Genomic DNA, 10,614 nt, shown 5'->3' on the forward strand with positions numbered 1-10,614 from the left:
GTCGGCGTCACGGCCACCGGCACTGCCGAGGTGGACAACGTCAGCGTGGGCCCGCTCGCCGAACCGGTCCGCCGGGCGGCCGCCGTGCCGGAACCCGGGCGGGCACTGACCGCGTACTCCGACGAGTTCACCGGCTCGGCGCTGAGCCCGGCCTGGACGTTCGTGCGGCCCGACCCGGCGGCGACCGTCAGCGGCGGCGCGCTGCGCTGGCCGGTGCAGAACGCCGACCTCACCGGCACCTCGAACAACGCGGGCGTGCTGCTGCGCGACGCGCCGGACGGCAGCTGGATCGCCGAGACGAAACTGACCCTGGACCTGGGCGAGGACTCGGTGCGCAACTACCAGCAGGCCGGGCTCATCGCGTACGCCGGGGACGACGAGTTCGCCCGGCTGTCCGCGGTGGCCATCTGGAACACCCGGCAGGTCGAGTTCGGCCACGAGATCCCGTACGCGGGCACCACCTCGTACGGCGGCACCATCGCCGGCACCCCCGGCCTGACCACCACCTGGCTGCGGCTGGCGCACCACGTCGACAAGGTCAACGGGGAGCACGAGTACCGGGCCGGGGTGAGCCGGGACGGCCGTACCTGGACCTGGGGCGGCGTGTGGACCCTGCCCGCGGACTCGCAGCCGCGGATCGGGCTGATCGCCCACGGCGGCGCCCAGCCGCCCGTCACCGCGTCCTTCGACTACCTGCGGTTCCGCCGGTGGTGAGACGCCTGATCAGCATCCTGTCCATCGGAATGCTCGCCGCCGGCTGCGGCAGCACGAAGGAGCCGACCGTGGCCCAGCCCACCTTCACCAACCCGGTGTACCTGGAGAACTTCCCGGATCCGGGCGCGATCCTGGCCGACGGCACCTGGTACGCCTACGGCACCAACAACACCAGCCAGAACGTGCCGGTCATGACCTCGCCGGACCTGGTCACCTGGACCCCGGCCGGGGACGCGCTGCCCGAGGTGGGTAAGTGGGCCGAGCGCGGCAACACGTGGGCGCCCGAGGTCGTCTCCGCGGACGGCGGTTACCTGCTCTACTACACGGCCCGGTCCACGGCGGCGAACCTGCAGTGCATCGGCGTCGCCCGGGCCGAGTCGCCGCTGGGCCCGTTCGTCGACGACGGGGCGAAGCCGCTGATCTGCCAGGCCGACGAGGGCGGCTCGATCGACGCGAGCCCGTACGCCGACGCCGACGGCGCTCTCTGGCTGCACTGGAAGAACGACGGCAACCACATCGGGGAGCCGACCCACCTCTACGGCAGCCGGCTGAGCCCGGACGGCCGGTCGCTGGTGGGTGAGCCGGTCCGGCTGCTGACCAACGACGCCGGCTGGGAGGATCACGTCATCGAGGCGCCGCAGCTGGTCCGCCACGACGACAAGCTGTTCCTGTTCTACTCGGCGAACGCCTTCGACAAGGACGTCTACGCCGTGGGTTACGCCGAGTGCGACAGCCCGCTCGGCCCGTGCCGCAAGGCCGCGGAGAACCCGATCCTGCGCACGACGCCGGCCGCGGCCGGTCCCGGGCACAGTTTCCTGGTCACCACGCCGGCCGGGGAAACCTGGCTGCTCTACCACGCGTGGCCGCCGGAGGCGATCGGCAGCGTCGCCCCGGGCCGCCAGCTCTGGCTGGACCGGGTCGACTGGGTGGACGGCCGCCCGGTCGTGCGCGGCCCGAACGCCGAGCCGCAGCGCTTGCCCAGGTGAAACGGCACCGGGCGGGCTTTCGGGCCCGCCCGGTGCACTGCTGTCAGTCCTTCGCGTCGTCGCCCTGGGTCGCGTTCTCGATGCCGTCGGAGAGGGCTCCGGTGAGGTCGTCGGACGGCACCGCGACCCGCTCGGCGTCGACCCGGTCGGCCGGGTCCCGCTCGGGCTCGGGCTGCGGCGCGGTGGCGTCCCCGGCGAAGCCGAACTCGTTCGGCTGATTCGGTTCGGATTGCGCAGTCATGACCGGATCCATACCCGCTGCGCGGCCGCTGACACCCCCGCGGGTCAGGGCAGGCGGGCAGCCCCCGGGCCAGGGACCGCCGACCATGTGGTCGGGGCGGTGAATTCGTGCTCCGCGTACGCGCGTTCGACCGCCGCCGTGGTCTCGTCCGCCCGGTCCGCGTCGATCAGGGCCAGCACACAGCCGCCGAAGCCGCCGCCGGTCATCCGGGCCCCGTACGCGCCCGCCGCCAGCGCCGCCTCGACCGCGACGTCGACCTGGGCCACCGTGATCTCGAAGTCGTCGCGCATCGAGGCGTGCGACGCCGTCATCAGCGGGCCGATCTCGCGGATCCGGCCGGACCGCAGCAGCTCCACCGTGTCGAGGACCCGCTGGTTCTCGGTGACGATGTGGCGTACCCGGCGGCGGGTCACGTCGTCGTCGAGCCGGGCCAGCGCCGCGTCGAGGCCGTCGAGAGTGACGTCACGCAGGGCGGGGACGCCGAGGATGCGGGCGGCCTCCTCGCAGGACTTGCGGCGGGCGCCGTACTCGCCGTCGACGTGCTGGTGCGGCGCGTTGCTGTTGATGATCAGGATGGCCCGGCCGTCGGCCGCCAGATCGAACGGGATCTGCTCGACCGCCAGCGACCGGCAGTCCAGGAACAGCGCCCGGCCCTCGGTGCAGCGGATCGAGGCCGACTGGTCCATGATCCCGGTCGGCGCGCCGACGTAGAGGTTCTCCGCACGCTGGGCCAGCGCCGGCCGCTCGGCCACCGGCAGATTCAGCCCGCCCAGCTCGACCAGGGCGGTCAGCGTGGCCGACTCCAGGGCGGCGGACGACGAGACCCCGGCGCCCACGGGCACGTCCGAGGCGAACGCGATCCGGGCCGGCGGCACGTCGAAGCCGGCCTCCTGCAGGGCCCACACGATGCCGGCCACATAACCGGCCCAGCCCTCGACGTCGCCGGGCTGCGTGGCGCCGAACGAGACCGAGCCCTCGGTGAAGGTCGAGCACACCGTCCAGTCCGTGCCCTCGGCCGGGGACGCCGCCGCGACCACGTGCTGCGGCAGGGCGAAGGGGAGCACGAAGCCGTCGTTGTAGTCGGTGTGCTCGCCGATGAGGTTGACCCGGCCGGGCGCCGCCCACAGTCCGGTGGGCTCGGCGCCGTAGGCGTCGCGGAAGGCCTGCGCCGCGGAGGATGCAACAGTCATGTCCATGATCAGATCACGCGACGTGGCTGCGGTAGAACGCCCAGGCGTCGCCGATCATGTCGGTCAGCGTGTCCTTCTCCGGCACCCAGCCGAGCTCGTCGCGGGCCCGCTGGGACGAGGCGACCAGGCTGGCCGGGTCGCCGTCGCGGCGCGGCGCCACCTCGACCGGCAGCTCGGCCCCGGTGACCTCGCGGGCCACCTCGGCGACCTGGCGGTTGGAGAAGCCGTTGCCGTTGCCCAGGTTGTAGATCTTGTGCTCGCCCGGGGTGGCCGCGTCCAGCGCGAGCAGGTGGGCTCGGGCCAGGTCCTCCACGTGGATGTAGTCGCGCACACAGGTGCCGTCGGCGGTCGGGTAGTCGTCGCCGAAGAGCTGGAGCTTCTCCCGCTTGCCCGCGGCCACCTGCAGGGCGATCGGGATCAGGTGGGTCTCCGGGTCGTGCCGCTCGCCGATGGCGGTGCCGTCGGGGCGGATCAGCGCACCGGCCACGTTGAAGTAGCGCAGCGAGACCGCGGCCAGCCGGTGCGCGAACGTCTCGGAGGTCAGCGCGAGATCGAAGGCCAGCTTGGTGGAGCCGTACGTGCTGGTCGGGGCCTTGACCGCGGACTCGGTGATGGGCAGCTCGGTGGGGTTGCCGTAGACCGCGGCGGTGGAGGAGAAGACGATGCGCGGCACCCCGGCGCTGCGTACGGCGTCCAGCAGGGCCAGCGAGCGGACCAGGTTGTGGTCCCAGTACAGCTCGGGCTTGACCATCGACTCGCCGGCGGCGATCAGGCCCGCGAAGTGCACCACCGCGTCGAAGCCGGCCTGCGGGGTCAGCACGCTGCCGGCCTCGGCGATGTCGGCCTGCACGAAGGTGGCGTCGGGCGCGACCGCCTCCCGGAAGCCGGTGCTGAGGTTGTCCAGGACGGTGACCTCGTGACCGGCGTCGAGCAGCAGCCGGCTGGTGACGCTGCCGATATATCCGGCCCCTCCCGTGACGAGCAGTTTCACGTCGTGACCTTTCGTAGCGGATGCTGGACGGACGCGCTGACTTCAGAATAGCTTTCCACCAAGAACGATCATAAGTCAACACGTTCAAACATCAGACTATCCGGTGCCGGGCGTTTGACGGAAAGCCCCGCGAAGCTGACACAATGGCGCTCATGTCCGACGCCGACCACCGTCCCCGGGTGCTCTCCGGCATCCAGCCGACCGCCGATTCCTTCCACCTCGGCAACTACCTCGGCGCGGTCCGCAACTGGGTGTCCATGCAGGAGACCGCCGACGCCTTCTACTGCGTCGTGGACCTGCACGCGATCACCATGGGGCACGACCCGGTGGCCCTGCGCAACCGCACCCGTCTGTCGGTCGCGCAGCTGCTCGCCCTGGGGCTGGACCCGGAGCGCTGCACCCTCTTCGTGCAGTCGCACGTCCCCGAGCACGCGCAGCTCGCCTGGGTGCTGAGCTGCATCACCGGCTTCGGCGAGGCCGGCCGGATGGTCCAGTTCAAGGACAAGTCGGCCAAGCAGGGCTCGGACACCACCAGCGTCGGGCTGTTCACCTACCCGATCCTGCAGGCCGCGGACATCCTGCTCTACCAGGCCGACGCCGTGCCGGTGGGCGAGGACCAGCGCCAGCACCTCGAGCTCACCCGCGACCTGGCCCAGCGGTTCAACACCCGGTTCGGCCCGACCTTCACCGTGCCGGCGGCGTACATCGTGCGCGACACCGCCAAGATCACCGACCTGCAGGACCCGACCTCGAAGATGTCGAAGTCCGCGTCGTCGCCCAACGGCATCCTCGAGCTACTCGAAGAGCCCGCCCGGTCGGCCAAGAAGATCAAGTCGGCGGTCACCGACACCGGCCGCGAGATCCTCTACGACGAGGAGAACAAGCCCGGCATCAGCAACCTGCTGACCATGTACGCGGCGCTGACCCAGCGGACCATAGACGAACTGCTCGAGGAGTACGACGGCCGCGGCTACGGCGACCTCAAGAAGGACCTCGCCGAGGTCTTCGTCGAGTTCGTCAAGCCGGTCCAGGAGCGCACCCGCACCTACCTGGAGGACCCGGGCTACCTCGACAAGGTCCTCGCGGTCGGCGCCGACAAGGCCCGGGCGGTCTCCGCGGTCACGCTGGCCAACGCCTACCAGCACCTCGGTTTCCTCAGCCCGGCGCGCGAGGTCTGACCCGCGTGGCCGAGGGCACGACGCGCATCGGCGTCGCGATCGACATCCCCGAGCCGTGGGGCTCGGAGCTGACCCGCCGCCGGGGCGCGGCGGGCGATCCGCAGGCGGCGTACACGCCGGCGCACGTCACCCTGCTCGGCCCGACCGAGATCCGCACCGAGGCGTTGCCCGACGTCGAGAAGCACCTCGAGGCGGTCGCCTCGGCCCAGCAGCCGTTCACCATCCACCTGCGCGGCACCGGCACGTTCCGGCCGGTCACCGAGGTGGTCTTCGTGACCCTCGCGGTCGGCATCAGCGAGTGCGAGCTGCTGGCCGCCGCGATCACCGCGTCCGAGGCGATCAACCGGGACACCCGGTTCCCGTACCACCCGCACGTCACGGTCGCCCAGGACGTGCCGGGCGACGCCCTCGACGCGGTCTTCGAGGATCTGGCCGGCTTCTCGGCGCGCTTCGACGTCGGCGGTTTCACGCTCTTCTCGCACGGTGGCGAGGGCCCCTGGCAGCGCCGGCGCGACTACCCGCTCGGCGGCCTGCGTTAACCAGCCCGGCCCGCCGGAGGACCCGCCCGGGCCTGCGCGGACAGACCCCGCCGCATTGGGTACGGTCGGCGGCGTGAACGCCATCGACCGGGCGTACGCCGCGGTCGAGTCCCGGATCATGGCCCTGCGGCACCGCTCGCGGTACTTCGACCACCTGTGCCGCGCGTTGCTGCGCTACGACGAGGTGCTGGGCGGCCGGCTCGCCGCGGCCATCGCCTACTACGGCTTCTTCGCGGTCTTCGCCCTGGCGCTGATCGGCTACTCGATCTTCGGCTTCCTGATCAAGAGCAACACCGCGCTGTTCCAGATCGTCCAGGACTTCCTCGGGGAGAACCTGCCGTTCCTGGACGTCGAGGCGATCCTGGCCAGCGGCAAGACCGTCGGCATCGTCGGCATCGTCGGCCTGGTGTTCACCGGCATCGGCTGGGTGGAGGCGATCCGCTCGTCGCAGCGGCTGATCTGGCGGCTCAACGAGCAGCCCGGCTACATCGGCGTCCGGCAGGCCGTCGACCTGCTCGTGATGATCGGGATCCTGCTGCTGCTCGGCATCTCCGTGTTCGCCGTGTACGGCCTGGAGTCGCTGCTGGAGTGGCTGGCCGGCGGACACGTGTCGTTCCTGCGCGCGGTGTTCAGCCTCATCCTCACGCTGGGCATCAACATGCTGCTGGCGGCGGCTCTGCTGGCCGCCGTACCGCGGCTGCGGATGACCGCGCGCCGGATGGCCCCGCCGGTGCTGCAGGTCGGCATCGGCATCACCCTGCTCAACACGGTGGGCCGCTCGCTGCTCGGCCTGGTCGAGCGCAACCCCGCGTACGGCCTGGTCGCCAGCGCGGTGGGCGTGCTGGTCTACCTGTACGTCTTCAACCAGTTGCTGCTGTTCGGCGCGGCCTGGGCGGCGACCAGCCCACACGGTCGCGTGGTGGACCTGTCAGCTGACGATAAAACTGCTCCGGTGGGGCAAAATACCTGGATTCGGCACGACCGCCCGGAATGATGAGCGGGTGGGGACCCTCGTGACGCTGCACCTGCCGCCTGACTCGCCGGTGGCGGACCTGCCCTGGATCATCACCATCGGCGCGCTGGACGACGAAGAGGAATGGGAGCCGCTGGTCTGCGGGCCGTACGAGCGGCCGCACGCCCTCGCGCTGGCCCAGGCCGTGGTGGCCGACGAGGACCTGATGGCGGTCGTGGAACCGCTGCTGCCGCTGGCCGACGCCGACGCGATCCGCGCCGAGATCGAGCTGGCCCGCTCCGGCCAGGACATCGACACCACCGCGACCGATCTGGACAGCGAGGGGCCGCTGCGCACGACGCCGGGCCGGCCGCCGTCCGAGGCCGAGGTCCGCGCCGGTTTCGCCCGCATCGCCGCGAAGCTCACCGCGGGCGGCTGACCGGGAGCCCGCCGGCCGGCCGGGCATACTCGTGTCGTGGTGCTCTCGCGACGGTGGTCGGCGTTCCTGGTCCTGGTCGGTGTCTGGACGTGGCTCATCTGGCCCCGGTTCGGTCTGGCGATCTACCGCGACGACCGGTCGTTCGCCGGCGGCAGCCCGACGTCGTTCCTCTGGGTGCACGCACTGCTGATCACCGCGTCGCTCGTGATCGGCACGACGGTCGGCGTGCTGGGCGTCCGGGCCTGGCGCGCGGCGGCCCCCGCGCCGCGACGCGCCGAAGAAAACGCGGCCGTGGGTCCGCTGCCGCCGAAAGATTAACGGCGGGTTACTCGGGCAACCGGGCATTTCCCGCCCCAGCCTTGCTAAAGCGGCGTTCAGGAGCCCGGCCGGTCGCGGCCAGATAACGGTGCGCCAACAGTCCGGTCCGATTTCCTGACGCCGCCGTGGCCTGCGGCTACGCTCCCGACCTGAGACGCACCGCGAAGTGCCGGTGCGCTGTGGAAGGAGGGCGTCTTGCGCCCAGTACGTGGGAAGCGAATCGTTGCGATTCTCGCGGCGGGTGGGCTCTCGCTCGCCGCCGCTGCCTGTGGCGACGCCCCGGACGAGACCCCGAGTGGGGGCGCGAGCAGCGCCGCCGCGGCATATAAGGCGTGCATGGTCACCGACACCGGTGGCATCGACGACCGCTCGTTCAACGCCTCGGCGTGGGCCGGCCTGCAGGCCGCCAAGGAGGCGCAGAGCAGCGTCGACCCGAAGTACGTGGCATCGACGGCCGAGGCCGACTACGAGCCCAACCTGCGGCAGTTCGTCACGCAGAAGTGCAACTTCATCCTCTCGGTCGGCGGCCTGATGGGCGGCGCCACCGAGAAGGTGGCCAAGGAGAACCCGACCCAGCAGTTCGGCATCGTGGACAGCAGCATCGCGGGCGCGACCAACGTCTTCCCGATGCAGTTCGCCACCGAGCAGGCGGCCTTCCTGGCCGGCTACGTCGCGGCCGGTTACTCCAAGACCGGCAAGGTGGCCACCTACGGCGGCCTGAAGATCCCGCCGGTCACCGTCTTCATGGACGGCTTCGCCGACGGCGTGGCGTACTACAACAAGCAGAAGAGCAAGAGCGTCCAGGTGCTCGGCTGGGACAAGGCGAAGCAGAACGGCACCTTCGCCGAGAACTTCGGTGACCAGAACAAGGGCAAGACCATCACCAACTCGCAGGTCTCGCAGGGCGCCGACGTCATCATGCCGGTGGCCGGCGGCACGGGCCTGGGCACCGCGGACGTCGCCAAGGCGTCCGGCGGCAAGGTGTCGGTCATCTGGGTCGACCAGGACGGCTGCAAGAGCGCCGAGCAGTACTGCGACGTCTTCCTGACCACGGTGGTCAAGAACATCACCGACGCGGTCGAGACGGCTGTCGCGGACGGCGCCTCCGGCAAGCCGCTCACGGCGACCCCGGGCTACCTGGGCACGCTGGAGAACAACGGTGTCTCCATCGCGCCGTACAACCAGTTCGACAGCAAGGTCGACGCCGGCCTCAAGTCCGAGGTCGAGAAGCTCAAGGCGGACATCATCGCGGGTACGGTCAAGGTCGAGTCGGCCAACGCCCCCAAGTGATCCGTTTCCCGGGTCACCGGGTCACGAGCTAGCAATCCGGCCGCCGCGCGGTCGTGGGGTCCACCCCCGCGGCCTGCGCGGCGGCTCTGCTCAGGCTGCTAACGTCCCCCCGTTGATCACCAGCCTCTCGTCTGCAGGAGATTCCGCTGAGACTCGAACTGCGCGGCATCACCAAGCGCTTCGGCGACCTGGTGGCCAACGACCACATCGACCTGACCGTCGAACCGGGCGAGGTGCACGCCCTGCTCGGTGAGAACGGCGCGGGCAAGTCCACCCTGATGAACCAGCTCTACGGGCTGCTCCAGCCCGACGAGGGCGAGGTGCTCGTCGACGGCGTGGCGCGGACCTTCCGCAGCCCCCGCGACGCCATCGCGGCCGGCATCGGCATGGTGCACCAGCACTTCATGCTCGTACCGGTCTTCACCGTGGCGGAGAACATCGCCCTCGGCGCGGAGAAGGCGCGGGCCGGCTTCCTGGACCGGCGCCGGGCCCGGCGCGAGGTGCTCGAGGTCTCCGAGCGCTACGGCTTGCCGGTCGACCCGGACGCCCTGGTGGAGAATCTGCCGGTCGGCGCCCAGCAGCGGGTCGAGATCGTCAAGGCGCTGACCCGCGACGTCGACCTGCTGATCCTCGACGAGCCGACCGCGGTGCTCACTCCGCAGGAGACCGGCGAGCTGCTGGCCGTCATGCGCAGCCTGGCCACCGCCGGCAAGTCCATCGTCTTCATCACCCACAAGCTCAAAGAGGTCAAGGAGATCGCCGACCGCATCACGGTGATTCGCCGCGGCCGCACGGTGGGAACCGCCTCCCCGGACACTCCCGAGGACGAGCTGGCCGCCCTGATGGTCGGCCGCGCGGTCAACCTGGAGGTCACCAAGGCCCCCGCCGAGCCCGGCCGGGAGGTCCTCAAGATTTCGGGCCTGATCGTCGACGACGACCGCGGCGTACGCGCGGTGGACGGCGTCGACCTGGTCGTGCGGGCCGGTGAGGTGCTCGGCATCGCGGGCGTGCAGGGCAACGGCCAGACCGAGCTGGTGGAGGCCGTGATGGGCCTGCGCGAGCCGCGGGCCGGGACCATCCAGGTCGACAACGAGGACCTGACCGGCATGACCACCAAGCAGATCCTGCGCTCCGGCGTCGGCTACGTGCCCGAGGACCGCAGTCTCGACGGCGTGGTCAAGGAGTTCACCGTCGCCGAGAACCTGGTGCTCGACCAGTACGACCGGGCGCCGTACGGCAACGCCTTCCGGCTCAACCCGGCGGCGGTCGCCGCGGCGGCCCGCGAGCGGGTGGAGCAGTTCGACATCCGTACGTCCTCGCCGGACGCGGCGGTCAGCACGCTCTCCGGCGGCAACCAGCAGAAGGTCGTGGTGGCCCGGGAGCTGTCCCGGCCGCTGCGGCTGTTCATCGCCTCGCAGCCGACCCGCGGCGTGGACGTCGGCTCGATCGAGTTCATCCACGGCCGCGTCGTGCACGAGCGGGACGTCGGCACCGCCGTACTGGTGGTCTCCAGCGAGCTGGACGAGGTCGCGGCGCTGGCCGACCGGATCGCCGTCATGTACAGGGGGCGGATCCTGGCGATCGTCTCGCCGGACACGCCCCGCGAGGAGATCGGCCTGCTGATGGCCGGCATCACGGACCCCTCGGCCGCGGCGCCGGCCGAGCCGGTCACCGAGCCGGGCACCGGACCGGCCGCGGACGGCGACGGGGCCGCTGAGAAGGGGACCACGTGACCAGCGACGACCCGGGCGGCGCACCGCGGAAGCCGGGCGACGA

The 10,614-nt window shown here is 71.1% G+C and carries 11 protein-coding genes and 1 pseudogene; 9 read left to right on the plus strand and 3 right to left on the minus strand.

Features of this window, described 5'->3' with window-relative positions:
- Both AB0C29_RS17735 and AB0C29_RS17740 read left to right on the plus strand, forming a co-directional pair.
- Nucleotides 1-714 (plus strand): annotated as a pseudogene (locus tag AB0C29_RS17735) (glycoside hydrolase family 43); the annotation flags it as partial.
- On the plus strand, nucleotides 708-1,700 hold the full coding sequence (locus tag AB0C29_RS17740) for a glycoside hydrolase family 43 protein (RefSeq protein WP_360821362.1): 993 nt from the start codon (nucleotides 708-710) through the stop codon (nucleotides 1,698-1,700). The pseudogene AB0C29_RS17735 and the gene AB0C29_RS17740, both read left to right, overlap by 7 nt.
- 43 nt (nucleotides 1,701-1,743) lie before the next feature.
- Here AB0C29_RS17740 and AB0C29_RS17745 read toward each other — a convergent pair whose 3' ends face one another.
- From AB0C29_RS17745 to galE, 3 genes are read right to left on the minus strand one after another with little or no spacing between them, the layout of a single operon-like run.
- Nucleotides 1,744-1,941, minus strand: coding sequence for a hypothetical protein (locus AB0C29_RS17745; RefSeq protein ID WP_360821363.1), 198 nt, complete (start codon nucleotides 1,939-1,941; stop codon nucleotides 1,744-1,746).
- Nucleotides 1,942-1,985: 44 nt separating this feature from the next.
- Nucleotides 1,986-3,131, minus strand: coding sequence for a galactokinase (gene galK, locus AB0C29_RS17750; RefSeq protein WP_360821365.1), 1,146 nt, complete (start codon nucleotides 3,129-3,131; stop codon nucleotides 1,986-1,988).
- 13 nt (nucleotides 3,132-3,144) lie between these two features.
- A complete protein-coding gene (gene galE, locus AB0C29_RS17755; protein WP_360821367.1) occupies nucleotides 3,145-4,122 on the minus strand; it encodes a UDP-glucose 4-epimerase GalE in 978 nt (325 codons plus the stop codon).
- A 152-nt stretch (nucleotides 4,123-4,274) separates the two neighbouring features.
- On the opposite strand from galE, the gene trpS reads away from it, so the two are divergent.
- The 7 genes from trpS to AB0C29_RS17790 all read left to right on the plus strand — a co-directional run bounded on the left by trpS (nucleotide 4,275) and on the right by AB0C29_RS17790 (nucleotide 10,571).
- Complete coding sequence (gene trpS, locus AB0C29_RS17760) at nucleotides 4,275-5,300, plus strand: tryptophan--tRNA ligase (RefSeq protein ID WP_360545467.1); 1,026 nt, start codon at nucleotides 4,275-4,277, stop codon at nucleotides 5,298-5,300.
- A gap of 5 nt (nucleotides 5,301-5,305) precedes the next feature.
- Nucleotides 5,306-5,839 (plus strand): 2'-5' RNA ligase family protein, encoded by a 534-nt coding sequence (locus AB0C29_RS17765; RefSeq protein ID WP_360821369.1) that lies wholly within the window; start codon nucleotides 5,306-5,308, stop codon nucleotides 5,837-5,839.
- A 73-nt stretch (nucleotides 5,840-5,912) separates the two neighbouring features.
- On the plus strand, nucleotides 5,913-6,833 hold the full coding sequence (locus AB0C29_RS17770; RefSeq protein ID WP_360821371.1) for a YihY/virulence factor BrkB family protein: 921 nt from the start codon (nucleotides 5,913-5,915) through the stop codon (nucleotides 6,831-6,833).
- Between the two features lie 7 nt (nucleotides 6,834-6,840).
- Nucleotides 6,841-7,230 carry a hypothetical protein gene (locus AB0C29_RS17775; protein WP_360821373.1) on the plus strand — a complete coding sequence of 130 codons (390 nt, stop codon included), beginning with the start codon at nucleotides 6,841-6,843 and terminating at the stop codon, nucleotides 7,228-7,230.
- A 36-nt stretch (nucleotides 7,231-7,266) separates the two neighbouring features.
- A complete protein-coding gene (locus tag AB0C29_RS17780) occupies nucleotides 7,267-7,548 on the plus strand; it encodes an SCO4848 family membrane protein (RefSeq protein WP_360821375.1) in 282 nt (93 codons plus the stop codon).
- A gap of 195 nt (nucleotides 7,549-7,743) precedes the next feature.
- Nucleotides 7,744-8,838, plus strand: a complete 1,095-nt coding sequence (locus tag AB0C29_RS17785; protein ID WP_360821376.1) for a BMP family ABC transporter substrate-binding protein — start codon at nucleotides 7,744-7,746, stop codon at nucleotides 8,836-8,838.
- A gap of 191 nt (nucleotides 8,839-9,029) precedes the next feature.
- A complete protein-coding gene (locus AB0C29_RS17790; RefSeq protein WP_360821378.1) occupies nucleotides 9,030-10,571 on the plus strand; it encodes an ABC transporter ATP-binding protein in 1,542 nt (513 codons plus the stop codon).
- Nucleotides 10,572-10,614 lie beyond the last annotated feature (43 nt).

Origin of the sequence: Actinoplanes sp. NPDC048791, assembly GCF_040650095.1 — a bacterium.
Taxonomy (GTDB): domain Bacteria; phylum Actinomycetota; class Actinomycetes; order Mycobacteriales; family Micromonosporaceae; genus Actinoplanes.